Below are 26,505 nucleotides of genomic sequence, written 5' to 3'. Positions count from 1 at the left end.
TATGGAATACGAAAGCCGTTTCTATGTTCGAGATGGTGAAAAGATGCTGCAGGCGGCAGTCAGGAACTATCAAAGAAAAGATTTTCCTGAGCTGATCAGTGTCCAGGCGGAATGCTTTCCGCCTCCTTTTCCAGAAGAACTGTGGTGGAACAGGGAACAGCTGGAAAACCATGTTTCTCTCTTTCCGGAAGGTGCGCTCTGCATAGAGGTTGATGGCGAGCTTGCCGGCTCAATGACAGGGCTTCTCGTGCAGTTCGACCCTTCTTCACCTTCCCACACATGGGAAGAAGTGACAGACGGAGGGTATATCCGCAATCATGACCCGAATGGAAATACTTTATATATCGTGGATATCAGCATCCGGCCAAAATACCGTAAGCTCGGCCTGGGCAAGATTCTGATGCAGGCTATGTATCATACGGTCATTGGCCTTGGGCTGGAGCGGCTGCTTGGGGGAGGGCGCATGCCGGGCTATATTAAGCATGCAGCGCTCATGAGCCCTGAAGAATATGTCCGGAAGGTTACAGCAGGAGAACTGAAGGACCCGGTCCTTTCATTTCTCCTGGGATGCGGGCGGGTCCCGATTGCTCTGGTGTCCGGTTACCTGGAGGACGGGGAGTCCTTGAATTATGCCTGCCTGATGGAATGGAGAAATCCTTTTAAACAGGAGAATTAATAAACTATTTTTGGAGTGTGTGTCAGATGGAGTATATCCGCATTACAAGCATTGAGGATCCATTATTTGTCAAGATGCATAATTTAATGAAGGACGTTTTCCCTCCGGAAGAGGTGCTGGAATATGAATTGTGGAAAGAACCGCTCGAGGATCCCGGCATCAGGGTGTTTATTGCCCTTGAAGACGGCGAAGCCGTAGGCGCAACAGAATACCGCTATTATCCTGACTGGAATATCGCCATGACTGATTTTACCATCATCGGCAAGCCGGGCCTGAGCATCGGGCGCTTTCTTGCAGTTAACAGGCAGAAAGACCTTGAAGGGCTTGCAAGGGAAAATGGCAAAGAGCTTTTTGGGATGTTTGCAGAAATTTATGACCCTTATCAGGCCGGCAGCCATGAGTTTGGCGGAGTGAAGGCGATGAATCCGTTTGTCCGCCGGGAAGTGCTCTCACATCTGGGCTACAGACGTCTGAGTTTTGAATATGTACACCCATCATGGAAGAATGACGGTGAAGCGGTGAAAGGTCTTGACCTATGCTTCATGCCGGCAAATGAAGAAACGCAGGAAATACCTGCAGCCCTTGCTGCAGATTTTCTTGAAACTTATTACAGCGTCCTTTCCAACAAGCCTGCCGAATGGCTCGCAATGGTTGAAGGATTGAAGAATAAAGAAACAATCGAACTGCAGCCATTGTAAAAGCAGCACTAAAAAATAGAGAAAGCCCGCGGCAGCGGGCTTTTTTCAATTGCTGGTGACAGGCACCTATACCACTCCTATACCACTTCCAAAAAGATTTCTGCACTTACCTCAACATCCATTTTCAATCAGATACTAGGTTTCCTCAGCTGTTCTGAGCCATTCGGAGCAATTCATGGGCACGTTCACCTGCAAGTTCGGCGAGCACTTCCCAGATCTCATCACGGAGCAGATCCAGTTCTATGATTTTCTTCGCAAGTTCGGCTGCTTCTCTTTCCATCAATTTCCCCTCCGGTTCAACTTTTGTCCAGACCCTTTTCTCTTTGCAGTTTCTTATATTCTCCCTCAAGTTCTGTCAGCGTCAATGATTTTACATAAGAATCGAGCAAACCGCCTTTAACGAGCAACTGAATGAAATACTTCTTCTTTTTCTCAACAGCCTCGCGAAGAAATGGCACCGGCCCTCATCCTTTCTTTCGTTTTTTATAGTGTAGAAAAAAACAGGAGAAATTTCATTTGCTTTGTAAGAAAATCTTCCTGTTTTTTCATAAATGGGTTAATTAATGTCAGATTTTCTTACATAACTCTGTGAAAATCTGTTTCTGCATATATATAATGGAACAAAGATAAAGGCATCGGGGTGAGTGTGTGAAAGAAGAACCTTCGTACAAGAACAGAAAAGTCATTTCCATTGGGGTGGTAAGTGAGCTGACAGGATTGAGTGAAAGGCAGATTAGATATTATGAAGAAAGAAGCCTCATTTTTCCCGAAAGAACTGAAAAGGGGAGCAGGAAATATTCCTTCTCAGATGTTGAACAGCTCATTGATATTGCGAACAAAAGAGAAGAAGGGGTCAGAACAGACGAAATCAGGAGCGATTATCTGAAAAAAAATAATACCAAAGATGAGAAACTCCGCGAGCAGATGCTAAAAGGGCAGATCAATGCCCGCTTTGGGATCCGCCGGAAATAATAGTTGTTCACGGCCTAAGAAATTACAACACGAATTCATCCCAAACGGCGTCCTATCCACACATCCTGCCTATGCTTCAAGCATGACCGTGATAAAGACGATTAGGCTGGTGAAAAATAATAAATAGAGTTCTCCTTTATGGGGGAGTTTTTGGGTCCTGTATAAAGCAAATGGCCAGACATGCGTGCAAAAAGGACCCCCGCTCAATACTGGAGCGGGGGTCCCGGGCATTTAGTAGTCTGATAAAATGATATGCTAGTCTCCAACAACCTCGAATTGAGTTACCTTTGGAATGACAGAGGCGAGTTCCTGGTCTGGGTATTTCTTTTCAAGATCATGGATTTCCTTGAATTGGGCGCTTTTTACCCAATTTAAATAGCTTTCCTTCGTATCCCATTCCATATGGACAGTAATGTCACCTGGTCGTTTGCTGTTCTGGAGCAGAAGGAATTTTTTGAAGCCTTCGGACTGATCGACTTTCCGTGAACGGTTATGGTAGATTTCTATTACCTCTGCAGCCTTTTCGGCCGGCACGGTAAAGGTAGAATGGACAATATACAAATTAAGCACTCCAACACTTTTTTGTCTATCATAACATAGGGGAGCCCTGCTTACAATGAAGCAGCAAAGCAACTTTCACCTTCTGCACTGCTCAAAAATGATTGAACAGGGAAAAGGCGTTATAATATAAATAATAAATATATCGCAAGTGAGGTATTCCATGTCTTTTATCAATGGCGGGCTTGTCATGCTTTCCGAAATGCTGGGAAAGCTGCCTCCTTCAGAGAAAAAAATAGCATCCTTCATCCTGGAAAATCCAAAGGAAGCGATCGCATTGACAGCCAGTGAACTGGGCAAGCGGAGCTCCACAAGCAGTGCGGCCGTAATCAGGCTCTGCAAATCGCTTGGGCTGAAAGGCTATCAGGAATTGAAGCTTAGGATTGCCGGTGATCTTCAAAAGACCCACCACCCAGGGTTCCGTGATATTGAGCCGAATGAATCACAGCATTCCATCATTGAGAAAATGTCGAGCAACAGCATCCAGACAATCAGGGAAACTGCCGATCTGCTGAGCACAGAAGAGCTTTCCAAAGCTGTCGAAGCCATCCAGAAGGCGGAGACGGTGCATTTCTTTGGGGTAGGCGCCTCCAGCATCATTGCCCAGGACGCCCAGCAGAAATTCCTCCGCATCAATAAGCATGCTACAGCCTTTGCTGACATCCATATGACTGCCACACTGGTCGCGAATGTTAAGCCCGATGATGTGGTGTTCGGGATATCTTTCTCAGGCAAGACGTTTGAGGTCGCAAAAATATTAGAGCTTGCCAATAAGCGGGGCGCTGTAACAATTTCTCTTACAAAGTACGGAAGCTCCCTCGTTTCAGATCAAGCGGATATCAGGCTGTTCACATCTTCCACGAAAGAGCCAACATTCAGGAGCGGTGCAACTTCCTCGAGGATCGCACAGCTTCATGTTATTGATATTCTTTTCATGTGCGCCGCTTCCAGACAGTATGATGAAAGCGTTGCCTATCTGGATGAAACGAGGAGTGCCATCGATTTTCTGCGGGAGAATGTTAAGTCGAAGCATTTGAAGTAGTTTGGACCGGGTGATCTGCCCGGTCCTTTTTACATTAGAGAAAAGTGCAATCTTTTGCCGCTTCCCAGCCTCCCTAGTAAAATATAAGAATCAAAGCCATATATGGCGGTTAAGGAAGGTAAACGGATGAAAGGATCCAGGTACGAAAATTATGATGGTGTGAAAAACGAGCATGGGTTCAGGGATATGCTGCGCTGGTCGAGGGAGAGGCGGAGGAATAAGAAGGATTTAAAAGTGCAGATTCCTCAGGCTGAAGAGAAGGAAGCAGAGAAGCTTAAGGAAAACAGGGAGTCCATGTCAGTGACTTGGATAGGGCATTCGACCTTTCTTGTACAGATGGGCGGATTGAATATGATCACTGACCCTGTGTGGGCTTTAAGGATGGGGGTGCAAAGGAGGCTGACTGAGCCTGGCCTTCCCATCACTTCTCTGCCTCCCATTGATGTGGTCCTGATATCTCATGGCCACTATGATCATCTTGATTTCCCTGCTATTAAAAAACTTCCGGGTAATCCGGCTTTTTATGTGCCGGCAGGCTTAAAGGGGGCTTTTACCAAGCGCGGCTATAAGAATATCCAAGAGGCCAGCTGGTGGGACAGTTTTGAAGCGGGCACCCTTAAGCTTACCTTTGTCCCTGCGCAGCATTGGACAAGGCGGGGCCTGAATGACACCAATACTTCCCACTGGGGAGGCTGGATCATAGAGAATGCTGAAGATGAACAATCAGTTTATTTTGCTGGGGATACGGGCTATTTCAGGGGATTCAAGGATATAGCGGAAAAGCACAAGCTTGATATTGTCCTGATGCCGATAGGGGCGTATGAACCCGAATGGTTTATGTCTGTTTCCCATATCAATCCCGAGGATGCAGTAAAAGCCTTTCTTGAGCTTAAAGGAGAGCGGTTCATTCCCATGCATTATGGTGCATACCGCCTTGCTGATGATACAGGGCCTGAAGCATTGGAGAGGCTTGAAAAAGAATGGGACAGGCTTGCCTTGCCTAAGGAACAGCTAAAGACCCTGAAGCTCGGCGGGACATTCTGGCCTGGAGAGCAATTGTAAAGTTTATGCTAAAATTGGCTGTCAGAGCTTCTTCCCGGTGCAGAATATATAGGATAAAAAAGAGCGGGGGAAGTCTATCATTGGATAGACATGCCATTTTTTTATTATAATAAAATAGACATAATTCGAGAGAGGACTGAGCTGCGTTGCAAAACAGAGAAGAAAGTCCAGAAATTAAACTGATTGCATTGGACATGGACGGAACATTATTGAATGAAAAAGGCGAAGTATCGGATGGGAACCGCAAAGCTGTAAAGGAAGCCATTGAAGCAGGCATCAAAGTGGTGTTAAGCACTGGCAGGACAAGGCTTACCTGCAGGGATCACGCCGATTCCCTGGAGCTTGACTCCTATCTTGTGACAATCAACGGAGGGGAGATATGGGGACCGGACGGCAGCCTCGTGGAAAGGAATCCGGTATCTGCAGAGCTGATCAGCTGGATGTGGGATTTGTCGAAGAAGCATAAAGCCGGCTTCTGGGCAGTCAACAGCGAGAAGGTGTTCCGAGATGAGATGCCGGAAGATCTGCTGTCAAACGAATGGCTGAAGTTCGGTTTTAACATTGAGGATGATGCCGCAAGGGAAACGGTTCTGCAGACATTGGCAGAACGGGGAGAGCTGGAAATAACGAACAGCGCCCTGACCAATATCGAAGTCAATGCACTGGGAGTCAATAAGGCTAATGGCATTAAGAGGGTCTGCGAACTTCTTGGCTTAACGATGGATCAGGTGATGGCTGTCGGGGACAGCCTGAATGATATTTCAATGATCAGGGAATGCGGCTGGGGTGTGGCGATGGGAAATGCCCAGGATACAGTAAAGGAAGTAGCCGACGCAGTGACCGATGCCAACACTGAAGATGGAGTAGCAGCAGCTATCAGAAAGTTTGCCCTCAAAAAGCAGCTAAGCTAGTTGAATTGAAAAATAAGGCACTCTTTTTGTTAAAAATGCCCGGGATATCTGAGGCGGACACATCATGTGGTACCGTTCAGTTTCCCGGGCATTTTTGTGTTATTCAGCTTTTTTTATATCCGTATATAGTGAAATTTCCACATTTCCTTTTACAGCCCTTGAAATCATACAGGATCCCTCCGCTTTTTGGGCAAGCCGTTCTGCAAGCTGGAGGTCCCGGTCTGACGCGTCCGATTTCAAAATAATCTGGGGGCGGTGAATAATTTCTTTATAAGTTATGACACCGTTAGTAACATCGACTATCCCCGTCGATTCTATCGTTAAGTCCTCTTTTTCGAGCCTGCTTCTCTCCATCATGGCAGCCAGTGTAATGATATAGCATGTCGCGGCTGCACCGAGGAGCATTTCATCCGGATTAGTGCCGACGCCAGGCCCGTCCATTTCCGGCGGGATGGATATTTTTGCAGAGAGCCCCTTTGTTTCAAGTGTTCCAGAATCATTGCGCAATCCTGGCCAGTGGGCTTTTAGTTCAAATCGGTGTTCCGCCATCATGCATCCTCCTGACTAAAAGAGACCAGATCAGCCTCCAATATGGGACATTTCAACTTTTTTCCGAGTAGTGCCGCTGCTTTTCAGCGCATCCCTCGTCTCTGAATACCGGTCATCCCTGGCATTCCAGATACCAGTGATGATGCTTTCAAGTTCATCATCGGTTTTTCCGGCGCGGAGCGGCTCTTTGAGATTATGCCCGGCCGAAGAAAACAGGCATGTATACAGTTTGCCTTCAGCAGAAAGCCGGGCTCTGTTGCATGATGAGCAAAAAGCATCTGTGACGGAAGAGATGATCCCAAATTCAGATTCTGAGCCTTCATATACATATCTTTTTGCAACTTCCCCTGGATAATTCGGCGGGGCAGGATAGAAGGGCAGGACTTCCGCTATATCGCGGAGGATATCTTTCTTTGTATAAACGGTATTCATATTCCACTGGTTTGTGTTGCCGACATCCATGAATTCAATGAATCTAAGAGCATGGCCCTTTTCTTTGAAAAATTTGGCCATTGGGATAACATGATGATCATTGACGCCTTTTTGGACAACCATGTTAATTTTTACTTTCAAGCCGGCTTCAGCTGCTGCGTCAATTCCTTTCAGCACTTGCTCAACTTTGATTCCGCGGCCGTTTATTTTTCCGAACAGCTCATCATCCAGTGAATCGAGGCTTATGGAAACCCTGCGCAATCCTGCAGATTTCAGTTCTTTTGCATAGCGGGGCAGCAGTATTCCATTCGTCGTCATGGCTATATCATCAACCCCGGGGATGCTTGACAATTTCTCAACAAGCTGGGGGAGATCTTTGCGCATTAAAGGCTCACCCCCGGTGAGCCTGAATTTTTGGATTCCAAATGCCTTCGCAAATACGGACGCAAGCTTCTCTATTTCCTCAAACGAAAGGAGCTGGTCCTTCGGCATGAAGGCATATCCGGGGCCAAAAATTTCCGCCGGCATGCAGTAGGTGCAGCGCAGATTGCATTTATCGGTAACGGAGATGCGCAGATCCCGCAGACTTCTGTCTAGTTTATCTATGAGCATGGGATGGCCTCCTTTAAATTTCTGTTATCCGTTCCGGGCAGGAGTATACGTTAAAAGAATTTCCCCTGATAAATCCTGCTGCAGTAATGTTCAAATCTTCCGCAAGGTCAATCGCAAGGCCGGTCGGGGCAGACTTGGACAATAAGATGCCGACCCCGATTTTGGCGGCCTTCAGAAGCACTTCTGAAGAAATCCTTCCGCTGAACGCAATCGCTTTATCCCGTACAGGTATCTTATTTATTATACAGTATCCCAGAATTTTATCTAAAGCATTATGCCTGCCAATATCTGTACGGCTGATGATCATCCTGTCGCCCTGGAATAAAGCAGCATTGTGGACACCGCCGGTCTGCCGGAAATCAACACTGGCTTCCTGCAGCTGCTTCATTGCTGATAAGCATTCTTCGGCAGTTAATGAAGCTGTTGAAGTGGAGGTCTTTGCTGTCTTCACATCACTGAGGAGATAAAACTGCCGGCTTTTGCCGCAGCAGGAGCCGATGAATCTTTTTGAATGGGACGGCTTTAAGGCCGGAGTATAACTGCTTACCTCGGCATAAGCAAAGCCCTTGCTGCTGTCTACCTGGAGGCTTGTCAGCTCTCTGCTGCTGCGTATGACTCCTTCAGAAGCAAGGAATCCGACCGCAAGCTCTTCCAGCCCGTCCGGGGAACAAACCATTGTGGCGAATTCCTCGCCATTTATAAAGATGGTGAGAGGGAATTCCTCTGCTATCAGGTCTGCACCCTCTTTACGCTTTCCATCCTGATATTGGACTATTTTTCTTTCTTTGCTTATATTCATCCTTTTCACCCGTTCTCTTGAATTACCACAAATATTAGCACATATATGAGAGAAAGCAAGAAATTAAGCCGTGGTATATCAATGCTGTTTATCCAGCGCAGAATACAGGGCATTGCCTTGCCCAGTCTCTAAAACGCATCTAAATATTACGACTATTCTGTTTGGAGGGAAGTAATAAAGGGAATATAGCAATGCTTGTTATGAAAGGGTTTTCTAATTGGAGGAGGGAGATGGAGTGATGGGAAAAACCAAAAACAGGTGGCTGATCGCGGCCTCGGCAGTGGGAATCCATATATCGATCGGGTCTGTATATGCCTGGAGTGTCTTCACAAAGCCGATTGTCAGTAAGTTTGGCTGGGATTTGACAGAGGTCAGCTTTACTTTCAGCCTGGCAATTTTATTCCTGGGCCTTTCAGCTGCATTCCTGGGCCACTTTGTAGAGAAATATGGCCCGCGCAAAGCGGGAATATTGGCTGCCGTTTTTTTCGGAGCAGGAATAACCGGATCAGGACTTGCCATTCAAATGGAATCTTTAATGCTATTATACATCTTTTATGGAGTACTTGGAGGCATTGGGCTGGGTGTGGGCTATATTGCTCCTGTTTCAACTCTCGTAAAGTGGTTTCCTGACCGCCGCGGACTTGCGACCGGGCTTGCCATCATGGGATTTGGATTTGCTGCCCTTATCAGCAGCCCGATCATGCAGAGCCTCATCAATTCCGTGGGGCTTGCCAGCACCTTTTATATCCTTGGGATCTCCTACTTTATCATTATGATCGCTGCCTCTCTCTATTTGGCTCCTCCCAAAGAAGGCTGGGTGCCGAAAGGGTTTGAAGGAAAAGGGGATGGCAAGGGTGAGGGCAGGGAAGATTTATCGCAGCTCACAGCCAATGAGGCAGTGAAAACGAAAAGATTCTACTTTCTCTGGATTATGCTTTTCATCAATGTCACCTGCGGCATAGCCATTATTTCTGCTGCTTCTCCTCTCGCACAGGAAAGCATCGGCCTTACAGCAGCAGCGGCAGCAGCCCTTGTCGGTGTGCTGGGCGCTTTTAATGGATTAGGAAGGATCGGGTGGGCTTCGATCTCTGATTATATCGGCAGGCCCAATACCTATACGCTCTTTTTCCTGATCCAGATCATTGCTTTTCCGCTTGTCACCATGGTTGATAATCCGCTTCTGTTTCAGATCATCCTTGCCATCATCTACACCTGCTATGGCGGAGGCTTTGCCTCCATCCCGGCATATATCGGGGATTTGTTTGGGACAAAACAGCTGGGCGCCATCCACGGATATATTTTAACAGCGTGGGCTGCTGCCGGCCTGGCCGGACCGATGTTCGCTTCTTGGGTAAGGGAAACGACAGGGAGCTATTCTCAAAGCCTCTATGTTTTCACAGGACTCTTTGCCGTTGCACTTACCGTTTCATTATTGATCCGCCTTGATATTAAAAGGCTAAGGGAAAAGAAAGAAAACAAAAAGTCAGTAGCCGTCTAGCAGCGGCGGTTTAATGACGCCAGTTTGGCCGCCATAACAGTTAATCGCTGTTTATGGCGGCTATTTTACGTTTGCCGGCGATGAAAATTCAGATTCTTCCAGAAAGTGGTGTGAAATTGTATTTGCCCGCAGATTCATTTGGAGCTGGAATATTTCAAGCTGAATAAAGCCGATGAATTTTACTCATCGGCTTTAACAATGCAGATATGGGGGAGCTGGCTTTTGAATACGCCGCTTCAATTCCCCAGAGAGATTCCTGAACCGGGAGATGATTTTTCTGGCCTTTCAGCCGGCTGGTCATTATACAGCAGACCTGCCGGCAAAAAAGACTAAACGCCTGGTTCAGACTCTTTCCCCATTGATATAAGTTTCCTCCACGGAGGAACGCAAGTCAAAAGGATCCCCGCTCCAGATGACAAAGTCGGCGTCCTTGCCAGGTTCGAGCGATCCGACACGATCTTCGACTCCTAGATGCCTTGCCGCATTAATCGTAATAGCTTCAAGTGCCTGCTCTTCACTCAGGCCGTTTTTGACAGCCAGAATCGCGCTTGTCATAAGATGCTCGATACCTACGACAGGGTGGTCAGTGGTAAGGGAAAATGCTATTCCCTCTTTTGCAAGGGCAGGAAGGGTATGCCAGCCTTTATCGGCAAGCTCCACTTTGGAGCGGGAAGACATCGTCGGGCCGACGGAAACCCGGACTTCATGCTTGGCAATGAATGGGGCAATCAGATGGCCTTCTGTGCAATGCTCAATGGTCAGATCAAAGCCGAACTCCCTTTTCAGCCTTAAGATGGTTATAATGTCATCGGCCCGGTGCGCATGGACGCGAAGCGGGATTTCTTTATTAAGCACCTTAGCAATGTTCTCAAGTTCCAGTTTCCTGTCTGCTTTTCCGGCTTTACGGTTTTCGATGTAGCTTTGTGCCTCAATGAATTTTTCGCGCAGAATCGCGGCAACCCCCATCCTGGTAGTCGGCATGATGCCTTTTCCGCCATGGAATCTTTTCGGGTTTTCTCCGGTTGCCGCTTTCAGGCCGGAAGGGTTTCTGATAACCATTTCATCAATGATTTGCCCGGCTGTTTTCAGGACGATCATCTCTCCGCCAATGACATTGGCGCTGCCCGGCATTACCTGAACCGTAGTGATCCCAAAGCGCCTTGCATCCTCAAAGCCTTTCTCCATCGGGTTGATCCCATCGATGGCCCTTACCTGGGCAGTGGCAGCCGCACTTGTTTCATTGAAATCCTGACCCTCTTTACCCACACCTTCTTCATGCACACCGAGATGAGTATGTACGTCAATCAAACCAGGCGTGACAATTTTGCCTGCTGCATCAATGACTGTATATTCTTCCCCGATTTCAAGTTCTTCTCCTAATCTTTGAATTTTCCCGTCCTGAATAAGAAGATTGGCATTTTCGTATTTTTTCCCTGTTCCATCGAAAATTTTTGCATTTGTAATCGCTAACATGATTTTTTCGCTCCTTTTTTAATAAAAAATGTTGATTTCTGAAAATTCTTTTTCTATAATTACCCTTAATTCCTTTTTTCGATAATAAAATATTTTTTAAATATTGTAAATGGTACATATATTGAATTTGCATTTCCGTTTTTGTTACTTATATTAAAATCTCTTACCGAAAGGAGGTAATTTATGAAATACGAAATTGATGAGCTGGACAGGGGTATTATCAAGCTGCTCTCCAAAGACGGAAGAATGTCATTTACAGAGATTGCCGGCAAAATGAATGTGACCGAAAAAACAGTCAGGCTGCGATACAAAAATCTGATAGACAATCACATCCTTGAAGTGGTCGGGGTAGTGAACCCAATCGCCCTTGGATTAAAGGCAGGCGCGATCATTCAGCTGAAAGTAAGGCCGCAGAGCATACATAAAGTGATTGACGAACTGAAAACCTTCCGGGAAATCAGGTATGTCACCTTGACATCCGGACAATATTCGCTTCTGGTCCAGATTGCTGTGCCGAGCCAGGATGAAATAACAGATCTGCTGCTCAGGCTGAATGGCCTGGAGGATATCACAGAAGTGAACAGCATTGTCCAGCTTGAAGTGTTTAAAAATACCTTTGAATTCATTTAAAAGCCAAATAGATTAGGAGAGATATTATGCTGGAGATCTTAAAAAAATTGACGTCCCTATCCGGTCCATGCGGGTACGAGCATTCTGTGTCCTATTTTTTAAAAGAATACCTTGAAGATAAAACGGATTCCGTCACCATTGATCCGATCGGCAATGTGATTGCCCGGAAAAAAGGGGACAAACCGGGTCCGACGATTGTTTTGACAGCACATATCGATGAAGTGGGATTCATCATCAAAAAAATTGAACAAAACGGCCTTCTCCGCTTCGAGAAGCTTGGCGGCAATGATGACCGCATCATGCTTGCCCAGCCTGTCCGGGTGATGGGAAGCAAAGGGGAAGTGAGCGGTGTGATCGGCACGATTTCTGCTCACTATGCTAAATTTGACGACCCTGGGAAGGTAAGGAAGCATACGCAGATGTACATTGACATTGGCGCTTCTTCCCCTGAGGAAGCAGCTGAAATGGGAGTCGGGATCGGCACGCCGGTAACCTGGGGAACCGAATTTCAGGTATTTGGGCCGGAAAAAAAACAGCGGGTGCGCTCCAAGGCGCTGGATGACAGGGCAGGCTGCGCTGTATTGCTGGAATCTCTGGAAGAGGTCAAGGACGGTTCCTTTGCCGGTGAGCTTATTTTCCTTTTTGCTGTCCAGGAGGAAGTCGGGCTCAGGGGGGCAAAAACAGCTTCTGAGCATCTGCAGGCTGACGCGGCTATAGCAGTTGATACTACCGCAGTCAGCGATACGCCGGAAGAAACAATGGACGGAAGCCTCGGACTTGGAAGAGGCACTGGCATCAAGGTCATGGATTTCAGCCTGATTGTACATAAGACGGTGAAAGACCTGTTAGTAAGACTGGCTGAAGAAAACAGGATTCCGTACCAGCTTGAAGTATTTCCGGGCATAGGAACAGATGGAGGAGCAGTCAATTATGCCAATAAGGGAATCCCTACTGGCGTCCTTTCCATTCCATCCCGCTATGCGCATTCACCTGTTGAGGTTGCCGATATTGGCGACCTGATTGCAACCAAAGATCTTGTAACAGCATTTATCAGGAATTTGACTGAAGATCAGACCTTCCCTTTTTAAGAGGGAAGGCTGACTTGCCCAAAATCCAGTTTGAAAAGACTGAAAAATTAAAATAATGAATGATTATTCATTTAGGGGGATATTTAATGAAAATCTTTATTTCGGCAGACATGGAAGGCATCTCAGGAGTAGCGACAAACCAGCAGCTAAAAACAAACTCAGAATACCAGCGGTTCAGGAAGCTGATGACAGCCGATGTGAATGCAGCAATCGAAGGAGCTTTCAATGGAGGGGCAGAGGAAGTGGTCGTGGCAGATGGCCATGGCAATATGTCTAATATCATTATTGAAGAAATGGATCCGCGTGCCCGTCTTGTTTCCGGGAACAACAGGGTCATGTGCCAGCTGGAAGGCCTGGATGATACGTTCAGCGGAATCATGTTCGTCGGCCACCATGGCAGGGAAGGCGGTTCTGATCTGACTGTCATTTCCCATACACTTGCTGGCATTTGTGTGAACGAAATGAAAATTAACGGAAAAATCGTCGGTGAAACAGAAATGAACACAATGGTGGCAGGAGCATTCGGCGTCCCGGCAATCTTTGTTTCCGGTGATGACGCTTATGTAAAAGAAGTGCAGGAAACACTTCCGCATGTAGAGGGAGCCGTAACGAAAAGGGCGGTTGACAGATTCGCTGCCGAATTGATCCACCCTGAAAAAGCAAGGGAAGAAATCAGGGCCAAGGCTGAGGCTGCCGTCAAAAAGGCAAAAGACCAGCAGGCGGTTAAAACGGAAGGGCCGGTAACATTCGAAATCGAAATGAAGGGCCCGCAGCAGGCGAAAATGACAACGACCCTTCCAACAGTTGAACTGATCGGGCCAAAGAGAATCAAATTCACATGCGATGATATGGTAACAGCCTATAAGCATATGTGGGGCTGCGTCATCATTGCCATGACTGCGACAAACGGAGTCCTTGGCCAGGTGAACGCTTAAAAAGAAAGAGGAGCAGTTCTATTGCTCCTTCAAAGCTGCGGAGGTGAGCAAATGTACATAGTCAAACGATTCCTCATCATGCTCTTAACCATTTGGGTAATCGCTACACTGACATTCGTCATAATGAAATTCATACCCGGGGATCCATTTGCTTCAGACGGCGATGTGCTGCCTGAGGAAGTTCTCCAGAATATCAGGGCCAAATACAATCTGGATGAACCGCTGCCTGTACAATATGCGCTGTTCATGAAAAATCTTGCGTCAGGCGACCTTGGGCCGTCCATCCAGTCGGAAACGAGGAGCGTCAATTCAATCATCGCAGAAGGAGCGCCGGCTTCAGCACTCCTGGGTATCCAGTCCATCACAATCGCTTTGATATTCGGGCTTTCGCTGGGGATCATAGCGGCACTGAATCATAACAGGTTCATCGATTATGCGAGCATGATGGTTGCCATCATCGGCATCTCTGTCCCAAGCTTCATCCTGGCGCCTCTCCTGATTAAATATTTTGCGGTGGATTGGAGGCTGCTGCCTGTTGCTTCATGGGGAACATGGCAGCATACAATCCTGCCTTCACTCGCACTGGCTGCGACCCCGCTTGCAGTCATCGCAAGGTTCATGCGTTCGAGCATGCTTGAGGTCATGAACCAGAACTATATAAAGACCGCCAATGCAAAGGGCCTTTCCACGTTCCAGCTTGTACTCAAGCATGGGATCCGGAATGCCATCATGCCGGTCGTATCCTTTATCGGCCCATTATTTGTTGCGCTGATCACCGGTACCTTTGTTATTGAAAAAATCTTTGCCATACCTGGAATCGGCCGCTATTTCGTTGACAGCATCTTCAACAGGGATTATCCCGTTATCTTGGGCACAACGATTTTCTTCAGCGCCATTCTTGTCATCACCCTGTTTTTAATTGATATATCCTACAGGCTGATCGACCCACGAATAAAACTATCGAGCGGAGGGGAATAAACATGCAGCCGAAACAATCAGAAGAACTCCTGTTCAGGCCTGTATCGCCCGATAAAAAGAGCCTTGATGAAATCCAGAGGCCGTCCCTGAGCGTCTGGAAGGAAACGGCACTGAATATTGTAAGAAACAAATTGGCACTTCTTGGCTTCAGCCTCCTTTTGGTGATCATCCTCCTTGCGGCTTTCGGGCCGTCATTTGTAACGTACAGCCCTTCTGACCAGGATCTGACTAAAGGCAATCTTGCCCCATCTTCAGAGCATTGGTTCGGAACCGATGACCTTGGGAGGGATATGTGGACGCGAACCTGGTACGGAGCAAGGGTGTCCTTGACAATCGGTTTTGCCGCAGCCATCATCGATCTGATCCTCGGTGTAGCGGTAGGCGGGATCAGCGGCTATATGGCCGGGAGAGGGAAGTTCGGAGACCGGGTGGACAGCCTGCTTATGAGGCTGGTCGAGATTCTTTACGGCATCCCTTATCTGCTCGTCGTCATCCTGCTTATGGTCATCATGGAACCGGGCGTCACCACCATCATCATTGCCCTGTCTGTCACAGGCTGGGTCGGGATGGCCCGGATCATCAGGGGTCAGATCCTTCAGCTGAAGTCACAGGAATATGTCATGGCAGCAGAAAAATTGGGGACCTCCCACGGGAAAATCATCATGCGCCATCTGCTGCCGAATACGATGGGCATCATAATCGTTAACCTGACATTTACCATCCCGCAGGCCATCTTTGCCGAATCTTTTCTCAGCTTCCTGGGATTGGGTGTTCAAGCCCCATTTGCAAGCTGGGGGACAATGGCCAATGATGCATTGGGCGTCATACTGAGCGGGCAGTGGTGGAGGCTGTTTTTCCCAGGGCTGTTGATATCATTGACAATGTTTGCATTCAATGCATTCGGTGACGGACTTCAGGACGCGCTGGATCCAAGAGTACGGAAATAGGAGGCATGACAGATGAGCCATTTACTGGAGGTAAAAAACCTCGAAGTGAACTTCAAGACATACGGAGGGGAGGTAAAGGCAGTCCGGGACGTTTCCTTTCATATCGATAAAGGCGAGGTACTGGCAATCGTAGGAGAAAGCGGAAGCGGAAAGAGCGTAACTGTCCAGACGATCATGGGGCTGATCCCCACTCCTCCCGGAAAAGTAAAAAATGGGCGAGTACTTTTTCAGGATAAGGATTTGCTGAAAATCTCTAAAAGGGAAATGCAGAAAATCAAAGGCTCGAAGATCAGCATGGTCTTCCAGGACCCAATGACTTCCTTAAATCCGACAATGAAAATAGGCAAGCAGATAGAAGAAGGTCTTCTCATCCATCAAAAGCTGGGAAAAACAGAAGCAAAAGAAAAGGCAGTCGAGATGATCAAACTCGTCGGCATCCCCAATCCTGAAGAGCGGTACAGCCAGTATCCGCATGAATTCAGCGGGGGGATGAGGCAGCGTGCCATGATAGCCATTGCACTTGCCTGCAATCCGGAGCTTTTGATCGCAGATGAGCCGACCACAGCTCTTGATGTAACGATTCAGGCGCAGGTGCTGGATCTGATGAAGGACCTGCAGAAAAAAACAAATACTTCTATTATATTAATCACGCATGATTTGGGAGTGGTTGCTGAAACCGCCCAGCGCGTAATCGTCATGTATGCCGGGATGATGATCGAGAGCGGGACTGTCGCCGAAATTTTCGAGAACCCGAAGCATCCATACACCTGGGGACTTCTTGAATCGATTCCGGACACAGACTCTCCTGAAAAGAAAAGGCTCGTGCCGATTGAAGGCTCCCCGCCGGATTTATTTTCACCTCCGAAGGGATGTCCTTTTGCACCGAGATGCAAATATGCAATGGAAATCTGCCTGCAGGAAATGCCTCCAGCATTTGGAGAAGAAAATGGGCACCAGGCCAAATGCTGGCTGAATGATCCAAGGGCCCCTAAGGCCGAAGACTTCGTTGCAGCAGGGAGGGAATTGAATGGCTGAAACACTTTTAGAAATAGAAGCTATGAAAAAATACTTCAAAATAAAAAAAGACCAGACAGTCAAGTCAGTCGATGACATCACGATCTCTATAAAAAAAGGCGAAACCTTCGGCCTTGTCGGTGAAAGCGGAAGCGGGAAATCAACACTTGGCAAAACCATTGTCGGACTCCAGAAGCCGACAGAGGGGAAGATCATTTATAACGGCAGGGACGTAGAATCTCTTGATAAAAAGGAGATGAAGGCGGTCAACAGGGAAATGCAGATTATTTTCCAGGATCCCCATGCTTCCCTTAATCCGCGGATGAGAGTCGGCGATATTATCGCTGAAGGCATGGATGCCCACGGACTGGCCAGGGGAAAAGAGCGGCAGGAAAAGATTTATGACCTTCTTGAGAGGGTTGGGCTGCGGCCGGAGCATGTCAAACGCTATCCTCATGAATTCAGCGGCGGCCAGCGCCAGCGCATCGGCATCGCCCGGGCGCTCGCTGTCGATCCAAAATTCATTGTTGCCGATGAACCGATCTCGGCGCTTGATGTCAGCATCCAGGCACAGGTCATCAATCTCCTGGAGGACCTGAAAAAGGAGCAGGGACTGACATATCTATTCATTGCCCATGACCTGGGGATGGTCAAGCATATCAGCGACCGGATCGGTGTTATGTATCTTGGCAAAATGATGGAGCTGGCCGAGAGCCGCGAGCTTTTTGCCGAACCGCTCCATCCATACACACAGGCTCTTCTTTCGGCAATCCCGGTGGCAAACCCTGCCGCTGCAAAGAGGGAGCGCATCACACTTCAGGGTGATCCTCCAAGTCCGGTTAATCCGCCGAGCGGGTGCCGGTTCAGGACACGCTGTCCCCATGCAATGGACATTTGTGCCAAAAAAGTGCCGGAATGGAAGGAAGTAAAGCCTGGCCACTGGACAGCCTGCCACTTGTACAACATTTGATCTTCACCTCTTAGCGGGATTGAGAGAGGATAAGATAAATAAATTAGATGAGAGGGGAATGGAATATGAAGAAATGGCTATCAGGCGTTGCCGCAGCCCTTTTTGTCTCTTCAGCTTTAGCGGGCTGCAGCGGCGATGAAGGAGCTTCCGGCAGCGGAAGCGGGGAAGATGTTAAACAGGAAATCGTATTGAATGCAATGAGCGAGCCGCCAGATTTGGATCCGGCTCTTGCAACAGATACAACATCAGGCTGGATCCTGGATCATATTTTTGAAGGCCTTTATACAAAAGACAAGGATGGCAAGCCGGTACTTGGCACAGCGAAGGACGCCCAAGTGTCTGATGATGGAAAAACATACACTTTCACCCTGCGTGATGATGCGAAATGGTCTGACGGGACACCAGTAACAGCCGGTGATTTCGAATACGCATGGAAACGCGTCCTCAATCCTGACACAGGCAGTTCCTTTGCCTTTTATCTTTATTATCTTAAAGGTGCAGAGGACTATAATAAAGGAAATGGAAGCGCAGAAGAAGTCGGCGTCACAGCTAAGGATGACAAAACACTTGTCGTAGAGCTGAATGCACCGCTGGGATATTTCAATGAGCTGCTGACAATGTGGACTTTCTATCCGGTCAAGCAAGAGCTTGCTGAAGGAAACAAAAATTGGGCTGCCGATGCTGATGGATATGTGAGCAACGGACCGTTCAAATTTACTTCATGGAAGCATGACAGCGAAGCCGTCGCAGAAAAGAACGAGAACTATTGGGATAACAAGACGGTAAGTCTTGAGAAGGTTACCTGGAAAATGGTCAATGATGCAACCACATACTATCAGATGTATAAAACTGGTGAACTTGATTTGATCCAGACACTTCCGACAGATGCACTTGCCCAGGAAAAAGAAAACGAGGAATACCAGGAAGTCCCTTATTTCGGAACATATATGTATATGTTCAATGTAGAAAAAGAGCCATTCACCAATGCTAAAGTCCGCCGTGCTTTTGCCATGGCCATAAACCGTGAAGCTATCTCGGAGAATATCACAAAAGCAGGCGAGACTCCGGCCTATGCTTTCGTGCCGCCTGGTGTTGATACACCTGACGGAGATTTCCGTGAAGCCGGCGGAGAATATTTCGACGAAAATGCAGATGAAGCGAAAAAGCTTCTTGAAGAAGGAATGAAAGAAGAAGGCTGGACAACCCTTCCTGAAGTAACTCTTCTTTACAACACAGCTGAAAACCATAAGAAAATTGGTGAAGCTGTACAGGAAATGGTCAAAAAGAATCTCGGCGTTAACATCAAGCTGGCCAACCAGGAATGGAAGACATACCTTGATACGACGAAGCAGCATAATTTCCAAATGGCCCGCATGGGCTGGATCGGCGTCCTTCTTGATCCTGTTGTCATCCTCGACTATTACCTGGGAGACAGTCCTAACAACCGTACACAATGGGTCAACGAAGAATACGATTCTCTGATTGCCCAGGCAAAAGTGGAGCAGGATGAAGCCAGGCGCTACCAGCTTCTGCATGATGCTGAAAAAATCCTGATGGAAGAAATGCCATTTATGCCGGTATATCATTACACAAATACGTACCTGACATCACCTAAATTTGAAGGAGTCGTATATCCGTTCAACCGTTATCCGGCTCTCAAGTGGACAAAGAAAGTTTCAGAATAAAGGGGGAAGGCGGGTGCTGCCAGCTTCTGCCGTTCCTGCTATAATGATAGAAAAACTGTCTGGGGGACATCTTATGAAATGGAAGATAACAGGTTTTCTGCTGATAGCCTGCATTTGGATCAGTATACGGGTGACGGGAATCCTGCCCCTGCTGGACTGGATCAATCTGTCATTCATCGCAGGAATAGCGGGGCTTTCTGCAGCTGTCATCATCATCATCTTTAAAACTGGTTTTCTATCACTGTTCTTCAGTGGGTTCCGGGCAATTGGAACTGGCCTGTTCCCTCGGTCAAATGCAATGGAAAGGACTGACAGCATGGTCAGCAGCGACTATAATTGGCAGGAATTCAAGGCTGGTGCAACATCTGTAATGCTTAATGCCTTTCTGGTTGCCGGACTGAGCTCGATGGCTGTTTCCCTTGTGGGATTGTGCTTTTATTAGAAAAGAGTAGAAGGAGGCTCCTGCGGGGGCCTTCTTTTCTTATTTTTTCAGAGAGATATATGTATAATAAAGGATGGAAAAAGGAAGGAAGAGTATTATGGCCATAACTTTAACTATGCTCCTGATGGGCATGCTGCTGGGATTTATCGGGGCCGGCGGGGCCGGCTTTATCATTGCCATCCTGACGCTGGTGTTCGATGTGCCGATCCATATCGCCTTAGGGACCTCTTTGACAGCCATGATTTTTACAAGCCTGTCCGGGGCATACAGCCATTACAGGGAAGGAAATATGGCTGTTAAGGCGGGGCTCGTGACCGGGATAGCAGGTGCATTTGGTGCATACGGGGGATCGCAGCTTGCTGCCGGAATCCCGACAGAATCGCTCCACTGGCTGACCGCAGGCATGCTGTTCCTGTCCTCCATCTTGCTGATGGTCAGATTGTACATATCAAGGAATCTCACTGACCAGGAAGCCCGGAGAGACAAGCTGTCTGTGCAGCTGGCGGGAAAAGCTATCATCCTTGGTCTTATAACCGGCGTATTATCGGGAACATTCGGGATTGGATCCACACCGTTCATCCAGCTTGGTTTACTGATCATGCTCGGCCTTACCATCAGGCAGTCGATAGGCACAACTATGCTTGTTATACTGCCTATCGCGGCAGGAGGGGGCCTCGGGTATCAGTCCGAAGGCTATCTGGATTATCTGCTGCTTCTGCAAGTGCTTCTCGGCACCATGACGGGCGCTTATATTGGTGCAAAATTTACAGGCTATGCCCCTAAAAATGTATTAAAAGCATCCATGATATTGACACCTGCCGCCGCCGGGCTGCTGCTGCTCTTTCCGCAGTAGCGGCCTGTTGTATTTTTTATGGCTTTTTTTGGGGATGGTGCTGTAATAAAATGGAATGGAAAGGAGGAGTGTTATTTGAGAAAAGAACGTGCTGAGTCAACGGAATTGAGGATTTTGAAATCTCTTGGCGCCAGGGTCCAGCTAGCTACCCCGGACGCAAAACAGCTTGATATATTGCTGAAGGGCTGGAAGGGAGAAGAGGAGTTTGACCGGTGGGTCAATACCATTGTGGAGGATTGGCATATTTTAAATGATCTCTTGCTTTCCCATCAAGGTACGATTTTTCAAGTCGACTCTTTAATTTTTTCCGGTACAGCGCTTTACCTGTTCGAAATTAAAAACTACCAGGGTGACTTTTATATTCAGGGTGATGCCTGGTACACTTTTTCCGGCAATGAAATTAAGAATCCGATTCTTCAGCTGAAGCGCACAGAAAACCTTATGAGGCAGCTTTTGAAGGAACATGGATTTGACGTAAGAATTGAAGCAAATTTAATTTTTGTAAATCCGGAATTCTGCCTCCTCCAGGCCCCAAAGAATCTCCCCATCATCCTGCCCGGCCAAATGAACCGCTTCCGTGAAAAACTCCTGAACCAAACCTCACCTATAAAACATTCATACTCTAATTTAGCCAAGAAGCTTGTATCCCTTCATATGAAGGAAGACCCTTTTCCGAGAAACTACCATTATTCCTATGAAAAACTTCAAAAAGGCTTAATCTGCCCGCATTGCCGGGGATTCTATCAGCAAATTCATCATTCATTTTTGCTTTGCGGTATCTGCGGGGAGAGGCAGACTCTTGAGGATGCAGTGTTAGGGGCTGTGGAGGAGATTAGGCTGCTTTTTCCTGGGAGGACGATCACCACTCCTTTGCTTATTGATTGGTGTAGGATTATTAAGGATAGAAGAACGATTCAGCGGGTGCTCAAGAAACATTATGATTTCAAAGGGAGAGGGAAGTCTGCGAGATATACGAATCGCGGCAATACTCAGAGTCCCGGCGGGCAGCCAACAGTTTTTAAATTGTAATTCCTTTGAATGTCTAGCAGATCAGGCTGGAATTTGGCCTGGTTTGTATCTGTTGGAGAGCGGGATACATGAGTGAGGATAAATAGGCGGAGTCATGTATCCCAGGGGGAGTGCGGGATACATGAGTGGGATGGAAAAGGAGCAGTCATGTATCCCGGGGGGAGTGCGGGATACATGAGTGGGTCGAAAAAGGAGCAGTCATGTATCCCGGGAGGAGTGCGGGATACATGAGTGAGGATAAATAGGAGCAGTCATGTATCCCGGGGGGAGTGCGGGATACATGAGTGGGATGAAAAGGGAGCAGTCATGTATCCCGGGGGGAGTGCGGGATACATGAGTGAGATGAAAAAGGAGCAGTCATGTATCCCGGGAGGAGTGCGGGATACATGAGTGAGATGAAAAAAGAGCAGTCATGTATCCCGGGAGGAGTGCAGGATACATGAGTGGGATGGAAAAGGAGCAGTCATGTATCCAGGGGGGAGTGCGGGATACATGAGTGGGATGAAAAGGGAGCAGTCATGTATCCAGGGGGGAGTGCGGGATACATGAGTGGGATGAAAAGGGAGCAGTCATGTATCCCGGGAGGAGTGCGGGATACATGAGTGGGTCGAAAAAGGAGCAGTCATGTATCCGAGGAAGAGTGTGGGATACATGAGTAAGAAGAAAAAGGAGCAGTCATGTATCCTGGGGGGAGTGCGGGATACATGAGTGGGTCGAAAAAGGAGCAGTCATGTATCCGAGGAAAAGTGTGTGATACATAACCTAGTGCAAAACGACGGAGTCATGCATCCAAAGTTTGAGCGAAAACAAGTATACACCCAGCCTCCACAACTAAAACATTTTTTCACCCGCCCCCTCCGTCCACCTAAAAAAAGAATACAACCCCGCCAGTCTCATATATATAATAGTAAAAACAAACAAGCCCAATACCCTATTAGGGTTAAAATTATATTTCATAAAAGTAAATATGTTATTGAACTAATATTTCAAACCCTCTATAATGAAATTAGAACTAGTACATCAGTGACAGGAGGGCCATAGGAATGAAAGAGAACTTAACCTCGTTAACAACAGAAACCCGCAATGAGCGGACGATGAGCATTGATACAGCTTCACCTTTGGAGATCATCACGATGATGAATGAGGAAGATAAGAAGGTGGCATTAGCGGTCGAACAGGTTCTCCCGGATGTAGAGAAAGCAGTCGGGTTTGTGTTCGAATCCCTGAAAAAGGGCGGCAGGCTCATTTATATCGGGGCTGGGACCAGCGGACGGCTCGGTGTTTTGGATGCGGTAGAATGCCCGCCTACTTTCAGTACAAATCCGGAAACTGTCCAGGGAATCATGGCCGGCGGCAAAGATGCTTTTGTCAAGGCTGTTGAGGGGGCAGAGGATAAGCCGGAATGGGGCGAACGCGATTTAAAGGAGATTGGCCTGACACAAGATGATACTGTGATCGGGATTGCAGCGAGCGGGCGCACCCCTTATGTGGCAGGAGCGCTTAAGTATGCGAGGCGCATCGGAGCCAGGACGGTTGCACTTTCCTGCAACACCGGCGCCGTCATCAGCAAAGAAGCTGACCACAGCATCGAAGTGATTGTCGGCCCTGAGGCGCTGACAGGCTCTACAAGGCTGAAGGCGGCAACTGCCCATAAAATGATTTTGAACATGGTTTCAACTGCCAGCATGATCTTGTTCGGCAAGGTTTATGAAAACCTCATGGTGGATGTTCATGTCAGCAATCATAAGCTCAAGGAGCGTGCAATCGGCATCATCAGCAAGATAACCGGGGCTGATTATGAACTGGCCAAAAAAGCTCTTGAAGACAGCGGGCTTCAGGCTAAATCTGCGATCGTCATGATCAAAACAGGAAAAAGCAAAGATGAAGCTGAGGAGCTGCTCGATCAAGCCGGCGGATATGTGCGTATGGCAGTGGAGAAAGCCGGCAACTAAATTTATCAGGGGAAGGCGCCATTGTCGGGCCTGCCCTCTGCATATCCTTTTTTGGGGGTGGTCATCAAAAAACAGCTGACAGGGGTTTTTCATAATATAGGCTTGGACTGATACTTTATCCTATTATTCTCTTAAGCTATTTTTTATGCCTTGGATGAAAACGATTCCAATAGTTTGAAAATTTTGTACTGACATCAATGTTAGAAATGGGGGAAATTCAAATGGCTGGCGAAAATACAATTCTTGCTGAGAAAATACTCGAAAAGCTGGGCGGAGCTTCAAATATCGGATCCTATACGCATTGCATGACCCGTCTAAGAGTAACGCCGCTTGATGAGTCATTGGTAGACCAAGCAGGACTGAAAAAAATAGATGGAGTCCTGGGACTGGTTGAAGAAGAAACACTGCAGATTATTCTGGGGCCAGGCAAGGTCAATAAGGTTACAGAAGAGTTTGGAAAATTGCTTGAAGCATCGGGCGAACTCAATCTGAACGATCGGGCAGCAAGCAAAAAGTCCGAAATCAATAAGAAAAACGCAACTCCTTTCAAACTGTTCCTTCGCAAGATTGCGAGCATCTTTATCCCGCTCATCCCGGCACTTGTTGCTTCCGGTCTGATCACGGGTATTTCGAAAGCTGTAATCCAGGCAGGATGGCTTGACGGTGAATCACAGCTTGCCATGATTCTGACTGTGATCGGCTCAGGGCTGTTTGCTTACCTGGGCATTCTGGTTGGTATCAATGCGGCCAAGGAGTTTGGCGGGTCACCTGCACTCGGCGGACTAGCGGGAATATTAATTATCAATCCAGCTGTCGCCGGCATCACTTTGTTCGGTGAAGCACTGGTACCGGGCCGCGGGGGATTGATCGGCGTACTGCTTGCTGCCATTTTCATTGCTTTGGTAGAACAGCGTGTAAGAAAGTTTGTTCCTCAGTCATTAGATATTATCATAACGCCAACGGTTGCTTTGCTTATCACCGGTATTGTGACCTATCTGGTCTTCATGCCTGTAGGCGGCTTTATCTCCGAAGGCATTACAAAAGGCTTGCTGTCTGTTCTTGATATCGGCGGCGTGGTTGCAGGATTTGTCCTTGGGGCTACCTTCCTGCCGCTTGTCGTTACCGGGCTTCACCAGGGTCTGACCCCTGTCCACCTGGAACTGATCAATTCAATCGGCGATGATCCATTATTGCCAATCCTTGCGATGGGCGGCGCCGGCCAGGTTGGTGCAGCATTTGCCATCTACTTCAAAACAAAGAAGAAGCGCCTCAAAAGAGCAATCGGCGGTGCTCTGCCTTCCGGAATGCTTGGTATCGGCGAACCGCTGATCTTTGGTGTAACGCTTCCTCTTGGAAGACCGTTCATTACGGCCTGCCTTGGCGCAGGTGTAGGGGGAGCATTCCAGGCGCATTTCGATATTGCCACTGTTGCAATCGGAGTATCCGGCCTGCCGCTTGCCTTCATTGTTAACGCAGGCGAAATCCTTCTGTACCTTGTAGGACTTGTGATTGCCTATGCAGCAGGATTTGCCTTCACGTATCTGTTCGGCTTTAAAGATGAAATGGCTGGTGAGTTTGATTGATTGGCATTTCCTTTTATCTGAATGATCCTTCTGCTGAAGAGCGGATCAGGGATGCAGGAAGCAAGGGGGTGAAGCGGGGCTTCACCTCGCTTCATATCCCTGAAGAAAAAGGTGAGCTGGCCGCAGCGGCCAAGAGGCTGCTTTCTGCTGCAAAGGAAAGCGGCATTGATGTCTATGCGGATGTTTCCATGAATACACCAGCCCATCTGGGAGTGGCAGACCTTTTTGCATTAAAAGATCTTGGGGTAGCCGGCCTTAGGCTGGATGACTTTTTCGACCATCATCTGATAGTCTCCCTTGCAGAGGAATTCAAAATAGCTGTCAACTCCAGCATTCTTTTTGAAGAAGATCTTAAAAACCTTCTCGGTCTGGGGCTTAAACCTGATAGGCTGATCGGATGGCATAATTTTTACCCGAGACGGGAAACCGGGCTGGCTGAATCTTTTTTTCACGACCAGAACAAGCTGTTTAAAAGCCTGGGCATTCCGCTTGCTGCGTATATTCCATCAAGGGGAGAAAAACGGGGACCGCTTTATGAAGGCCTGCCGACGCTTGAAAAGCACCGTCATGCTGAACCCTTTGCTGCTTATGCGGAGTTGAAGGCTGCGGGAATTGATGATATTTATATCGGCGATCCGGATATTGGGGCAGGGCTGCTGGAGGATCTCCTGGCTTATGAAGAGGATTCTGTTATGCCGCTGAGGGCTGAGAATTGTACACTGCCTGAGGGAATATATGCCACACGGCCCGATCAGGCGAGGGATGCTGTCAGGTTCATGAATACCCGGACAACTGACCCTGTGCCCCCGTTGAATTGCGGAAGGCGTGAAGAGGGAACGGTCACTGTGGATAATGACCGTTACGGACGTTATAAAGGTGAAGTGCAGATAACACTGTCTGACCTTCCGGCAGATGAAAGAGTCAATATAGCCGGCAGAATTATAGAAGAAGATATGCCGCTCCTTTCATTTATAAAGCCCGGACAAAAAATCCGCATTATCCATATTTAAAGCAGAAGCACACTCATCACGGAGTGTGCTTTTTACGGTGTTCCTTAATTGACCAAGCGCCCTCCGCATTTCGTATTGTCCAGCTCCGGGCGTTAGCCCCTCGAGGT

At 47.7% G+C, this 26,505-nt stretch carries 28 protein-coding genes; 21 read left to right on the top strand and 7 right to left on the bottom strand.

Translation table 11 applies throughout. From position 1 onward, the window contains the following. Position 1: 1 nt before the first annotated feature. Together FZD51_RS02095 and FZD51_RS02090 are read left to right on the top strand one after the other, a co-directional pair. Positions 2 to 676 carry a GNAT family N-acetyltransferase gene (locus tag FZD51_RS02095; protein ID WP_148973224.1) on the top strand — a complete coding sequence of 225 codons (675 nt, stop codon included), beginning with the start codon at positions 2 to 4 and terminating at the stop codon, positions 674 to 676. Between the two features lie 26 nt (positions 677 to 702). Continuing rightward, entirely contained in the window at positions 703 to 1,374 is a 672-nt protein-coding gene (locus FZD51_RS02090; RefSeq protein WP_148973223.1) for a GNAT family N-acetyltransferase, read from the top strand. A 145-nt stretch (positions 1,375 to 1,519) separates the two neighbouring features. On the opposite strand, the gene FZD51_RS26460 is transcribed toward FZD51_RS02090, so the two are convergent. Both FZD51_RS26460 and FZD51_RS02085 read right to left on the bottom strand, forming a co-directional pair. Next, the gene (locus FZD51_RS26460) at positions 1,520 to 1,654 is read right to left on the bottom strand and encodes a hypothetical protein (RefSeq protein ID WP_022544052.1); all 135 of its coding nucleotides are present in this window, start codon (positions 1,652 to 1,654) and stop codon (positions 1,520 to 1,522) included. A 16-nt stretch (positions 1,655 to 1,670) separates the two neighbouring features. Further along, entirely contained in the window at positions 1,671 to 1,832 is a 162-nt protein-coding gene (locus FZD51_RS02085) for a hypothetical protein (RefSeq protein WP_022544051.1), read from the bottom strand. Between the two features lie 190 nt (positions 1,833 to 2,022). On the opposite strand from FZD51_RS02085, the gene FZD51_RS02080 reads away from it, so the two are divergent. Next, a complete protein-coding gene (locus FZD51_RS02080) occupies positions 2,023 to 2,346 on the top strand; it encodes a MerR family transcriptional regulator (RefSeq protein ID WP_009795602.1) in 324 nt (107 codons plus the stop codon). 255 nt (positions 2,347 to 2,601) lie between these two features. Here the strand turns inward: FZD51_RS02080 and FZD51_RS02075 are convergent, their stop codons facing one another. Beyond that, positions 2,602 to 2,907, bottom strand: a complete 306-nt coding sequence (locus FZD51_RS02075; protein WP_009795603.1) for an antibiotic biosynthesis monooxygenase family protein — start codon at positions 2,905 to 2,907, stop codon at positions 2,602 to 2,604. A gap of 160 nt (positions 2,908 to 3,067) precedes the next feature. Between FZD51_RS02075 and FZD51_RS02070 the strand changes: the two genes are divergently transcribed. The 3 genes from FZD51_RS02070 (at position 3,068) to FZD51_RS02060 (ending at position 5,919) form a co-directional block, all read left to right on the top strand. Next, on the top strand, positions 3,068 to 3,946 hold the full coding sequence (locus tag FZD51_RS02070; protein ID WP_148973222.1) for a MurR/RpiR family transcriptional regulator: 879 nt from the start codon (positions 3,068 to 3,070) through the stop codon (positions 3,944 to 3,946). A gap of 126 nt (positions 3,947 to 4,072) precedes the next feature. After that, entirely contained in the window at positions 4,073 to 5,008 is a 936-nt protein-coding gene (locus FZD51_RS02065) for an MBL fold metallo-hydrolase (protein ID WP_148973221.1), read from the top strand. Positions 5,009 to 5,154: 146 nt separating this feature from the next. Beyond that, positions 5,155 to 5,919 (top strand): Cof-type HAD-IIB family hydrolase, encoded by a 765-nt coding sequence (locus FZD51_RS02060; protein WP_148973220.1) that lies wholly within the window; start codon positions 5,155 to 5,157, stop codon positions 5,917 to 5,919. 99 nt (positions 5,920 to 6,018) lie between these two features. On the opposite strand, the gene FZD51_RS02055 is transcribed toward FZD51_RS02060, so the two are convergent. Genes FZD51_RS02055 through fdhD form a run of 3 tightly spaced genes read right to left on the bottom strand, consistent with a single transcriptional unit; the run spans position 6,019 to position 8,311 of the window. Further along, entirely contained in the window at positions 6,019 to 6,468 is a 450-nt protein-coding gene (locus FZD51_RS02055) for an OsmC family protein (RefSeq protein WP_148973307.1), read from the bottom strand. A 30-nt stretch (positions 6,469 to 6,498) separates the two neighbouring features. Then, positions 6,499 to 7,512, bottom strand: coding sequence for a GTP 3',8-cyclase MoaA (gene moaA, locus FZD51_RS02050; RefSeq protein WP_148973219.1), 1,014 nt, complete (start codon positions 7,510 to 7,512; stop codon positions 6,499 to 6,501). Positions 7,513 to 7,525: 13 nt separating this feature from the next. Then, positions 7,526 to 8,311 carry a formate dehydrogenase accessory sulfurtransferase FdhD gene (fdhD, locus tag FZD51_RS02045; RefSeq protein ID WP_148973218.1) on the bottom strand — a complete coding sequence of 262 codons (786 nt, stop codon included), beginning with the start codon at positions 8,309 to 8,311 and terminating at the stop codon, positions 7,526 to 7,528. Between the two features lie 238 nt (positions 8,312 to 8,549). Between fdhD and FZD51_RS02040 the strand changes: the two genes are divergently transcribed. Next, positions 8,550 to 9,809, top strand: a complete 1,260-nt coding sequence (locus FZD51_RS02040) for an L-lactate MFS transporter (protein WP_148973217.1) — start codon at positions 8,550 to 8,552, stop codon at positions 9,807 to 9,809. 342 nt (positions 9,810 to 10,151) lie between these two features. Here FZD51_RS02040 and FZD51_RS02035 read toward each other — a convergent pair whose 3' ends face one another. Next, the gene (locus tag FZD51_RS02035) at positions 10,152 to 11,282 is read right to left on the bottom strand and encodes an amidohydrolase (protein ID WP_148973216.1); all 1,131 of its coding nucleotides are present in this window, start codon (positions 11,280 to 11,282) and stop codon (positions 10,152 to 10,154) included. 183 nt (positions 11,283 to 11,465) lie between these two features. Between FZD51_RS02035 and FZD51_RS02030 the strand changes: the two genes are divergently transcribed. The 14 genes from FZD51_RS02030 (at position 11,466) to FZD51_RS01965 (ending at position 26,398) form a co-directional block, all read left to right on the top strand. Next, positions 11,466 to 11,912: an Lrp/AsnC family transcriptional regulator gene (locus tag FZD51_RS02030; protein ID WP_009795615.1), complete on the top strand. Its 447-nt coding sequence runs from the start codon at positions 11,466 to 11,468 to the stop codon at positions 11,910 to 11,912. Positions 11,913 to 11,938: 26 nt separating this feature from the next. Beyond that, positions 11,939 to 13,000 (top strand): M42 family metallopeptidase, encoded by a 1,062-nt coding sequence (locus tag FZD51_RS02025; RefSeq protein ID WP_148973215.1) that lies wholly within the window; start codon positions 11,939 to 11,941, stop codon positions 12,998 to 13,000. A gap of 86 nt (positions 13,001 to 13,086) precedes the next feature. Next, positions 13,087 to 13,935, top strand: coding sequence for a M55 family metallopeptidase (locus FZD51_RS02020; RefSeq protein WP_148973214.1), 849 nt, complete (start codon positions 13,087 to 13,089; stop codon positions 13,933 to 13,935). A 51-nt stretch (positions 13,936 to 13,986) separates the two neighbouring features. Then, a complete protein-coding gene (locus FZD51_RS02015; RefSeq protein WP_148973213.1) occupies positions 13,987 to 14,913 on the top strand; it encodes an ABC transporter permease in 927 nt (308 codons plus the stop codon). 2 nt (positions 14,914 to 14,915) lie between these two features. After that, positions 14,916 to 15,860, top strand: coding sequence for an ABC transporter permease (locus tag FZD51_RS02010; RefSeq protein ID WP_148973212.1), 945 nt, complete (start codon positions 14,916 to 14,918; stop codon positions 15,858 to 15,860). A gap of 12 nt (positions 15,861 to 15,872) precedes the next feature. Further along, positions 15,873 to 16,895: an ABC transporter ATP-binding protein gene (locus tag FZD51_RS02005; RefSeq protein ID WP_148973211.1), complete on the top strand. Its 1,023-nt coding sequence runs from the start codon at positions 15,873 to 15,875 to the stop codon at positions 16,893 to 16,895. After that, positions 16,888 to 17,844 carry an ABC transporter ATP-binding protein gene (locus FZD51_RS02000; RefSeq protein ID WP_148973210.1) on the top strand — a complete coding sequence of 319 codons (957 nt, stop codon included), beginning with the start codon at positions 16,888 to 16,890 and terminating at the stop codon, positions 17,842 to 17,844. Before FZD51_RS02005 ends, FZD51_RS02000 begins: the two co-directional genes overlap by 8 nt. A gap of 65 nt (positions 17,845 to 17,909) precedes the next feature. Then, a complete protein-coding gene (locus FZD51_RS01995; RefSeq protein ID WP_148973209.1) occupies positions 17,910 to 19,529 on the top strand; it encodes a peptide ABC transporter substrate-binding protein in 1,620 nt (539 codons plus the stop codon). Positions 19,530 to 19,602: 73 nt separating this feature from the next. Then, positions 19,603 to 19,971 carry a DUF3899 domain-containing protein gene (locus FZD51_RS01990; RefSeq protein ID WP_187445593.1) on the top strand — a complete coding sequence of 123 codons (369 nt, stop codon included), beginning with the start codon at positions 19,603 to 19,605 and terminating at the stop codon, positions 19,969 to 19,971. Between the two features lie 97 nt (positions 19,972 to 20,068). Continuing rightward, positions 20,069 to 20,824 (top strand): sulfite exporter TauE/SafE family protein, encoded by a 756-nt coding sequence (locus FZD51_RS01985; protein ID WP_148973207.1) that lies wholly within the window; start codon positions 20,069 to 20,071, stop codon positions 20,822 to 20,824. 75 nt (positions 20,825 to 20,899) lie between these two features. Continuing rightward, on the top strand, positions 20,900 to 21,853 hold the full coding sequence (locus tag FZD51_RS01980; RefSeq protein ID WP_187445592.1) for a nuclease-related domain-containing protein: 954 nt from the start codon (positions 20,900 to 20,902) through the stop codon (positions 21,851 to 21,853). A 1,043-nt stretch (positions 21,854 to 22,896) separates the two neighbouring features. Further along, positions 22,897 to 23,805: an N-acetylmuramic acid 6-phosphate etherase gene (murQ, locus tag FZD51_RS01975; RefSeq protein WP_148973205.1), complete on the top strand. Its 909-nt coding sequence runs from the start codon at positions 22,897 to 22,899 to the stop codon at positions 23,803 to 23,805. 221 nt (positions 23,806 to 24,026) lie between these two features. Beyond that, complete coding sequence (locus FZD51_RS01970) at positions 24,027 to 25,388, top strand: PTS transporter subunit EIIC (protein WP_148973204.1); 1,362 nt, start codon at positions 24,027 to 24,029, stop codon at positions 25,386 to 25,388. After that, positions 25,385 to 26,398, top strand: a complete 1,014-nt coding sequence (locus tag FZD51_RS01965) for a MupG family TIM beta-alpha barrel fold protein (RefSeq protein ID WP_148973203.1) — start codon at positions 25,385 to 25,387, stop codon at positions 26,396 to 26,398. The genes FZD51_RS01970 and FZD51_RS01965 overlap by 4 nt, the downstream gene beginning before the upstream one ends. Positions 26,399 to 26,505: the final 107 nt, after the last annotated feature.

The sequence above is a fragment of the Bacillus infantis genome (assembly GCF_008180445.1).
Lineage (GTDB): Bacteria > Bacillota > Bacilli > Bacillales > Cytobacillaceae > Bacillus_AB > Bacillus_AB infantis_B.
Note: the sequence above shows the minus strand (reverse complement) of the source record. Positions and strands in the feature narration are given on the sequence as shown.

What these genes read in the sequence shown, in the direction of transcription:
- FZD51_RS02095 (WP_148973224.1), top strand. Translation starts at nt 2, where the DNA reads ATGGAATACGAAAGCCGTTTCTATGTTCGAGATGGTGAAAAGATGCTG.
- FZD51_RS02090 (WP_148973223.1), top strand. Translation starts at nt 703, where the DNA reads ATGGAGTATATCCGCATTACAAGCATTGAGGATCCATTATTTGTCAAG.
- FZD51_RS26460 (WP_022544052.1), bottom strand. Translation starts at nt 1,654, where the DNA reads ATGGAAAGAGAAGCAGCCGAACTTGCGAAGAAAATCATAGAACTGGAT.
- FZD51_RS02070 (WP_148973222.1), top strand. Translation starts at nt 3,068, where the DNA reads ATGTCTTTTATCAATGGCGGGCTTGTCATGCTTTCCGAAATGCTGGGA.
- FZD51_RS02065 (WP_148973221.1), top strand. Translation starts at nt 4,073, where the DNA reads ATGAAAGGATCCAGGTACGAAAATTATGATGGTGTGAAAAACGAGCAT.
- FZD51_RS02055 (WP_148973307.1), bottom strand. Translation starts at nt 6,468, where the DNA reads ATGGCGGAACACCGATTTGAACTAAAAGCCCACTGGCCAGGATTGCGC.
- moaA (WP_148973219.1), bottom strand. Translation starts at nt 7,512, where the DNA reads ATGCTCATAGATAAACTAGACAGAAGTCTGCGGGATCTGCGCATCTCC.
- fdhD (WP_148973218.1), bottom strand. Translation starts at nt 8,311, where the DNA reads ATGAATATAAGCAAAGAAAGAAAAATAGTCCAATATCAGGATGGAAAG.
- FZD51_RS02040 (WP_148973217.1), top strand. Translation starts at nt 8,550, where the DNA reads ATGGGAAAAACCAAAAACAGGTGGCTGATCGCGGCCTCGGCAGTGGGA.
- FZD51_RS02035 (WP_148973216.1), bottom strand. Translation starts at nt 11,282, where the DNA reads ATGTTAGCGATTACAAATGCAAAAATTTTCGATGGAACAGGGAAAAAA.
- FZD51_RS02030 (WP_009795615.1), top strand. Translation starts at nt 11,466, where the DNA reads ATGAAATACGAAATTGATGAGCTGGACAGGGGTATTATCAAGCTGCTC.
- FZD51_RS02025 (WP_148973215.1), top strand. Translation starts at nt 11,939, where the DNA reads ATGCTGGAGATCTTAAAAAAATTGACGTCCCTATCCGGTCCATGCGGG.
- FZD51_RS02020 (WP_148973214.1), top strand. Translation starts at nt 13,087, where the DNA reads ATGAAAATCTTTATTTCGGCAGACATGGAAGGCATCTCAGGAGTAGCG.
- FZD51_RS02015 (WP_148973213.1), top strand. Translation starts at nt 13,987, where the DNA reads ATGTACATAGTCAAACGATTCCTCATCATGCTCTTAACCATTTGGGTA.
- FZD51_RS02010 (WP_148973212.1), top strand. Translation starts at nt 14,916, where the DNA reads ATGCAGCCGAAACAATCAGAAGAACTCCTGTTCAGGCCTGTATCGCCC.
- FZD51_RS02005 (WP_148973211.1), top strand. Translation starts at nt 15,873, where the DNA reads ATGAGCCATTTACTGGAGGTAAAAAACCTCGAAGTGAACTTCAAGACA.
- FZD51_RS02000 (WP_148973210.1), top strand. Translation starts at nt 16,888, where the DNA reads ATGGCTGAAACACTTTTAGAAATAGAAGCTATGAAAAAATACTTCAAA.
- FZD51_RS01995 (WP_148973209.1), top strand. Translation starts at nt 17,910, where the DNA reads ATGAAGAAATGGCTATCAGGCGTTGCCGCAGCCCTTTTTGTCTCTTCA.
- FZD51_RS01990 (WP_187445593.1), top strand. Translation starts at nt 19,603, where the DNA reads ATGAAATGGAAGATAACAGGTTTTCTGCTGATAGCCTGCATTTGGATC.
- FZD51_RS01985 (WP_148973207.1), top strand. Translation starts at nt 20,069, where the DNA reads ATGGCCATAACTTTAACTATGCTCCTGATGGGCATGCTGCTGGGATTT.
- murQ (WP_148973205.1), top strand. Translation starts at nt 22,897, where the DNA reads ATGAAAGAGAACTTAACCTCGTTAACAACAGAAACCCGCAATGAGCGG.
- FZD51_RS01970 (WP_148973204.1), top strand. Translation starts at nt 24,027, where the DNA reads ATGGCTGGCGAAAATACAATTCTTGCTGAGAAAATACTCGAAAAGCTG.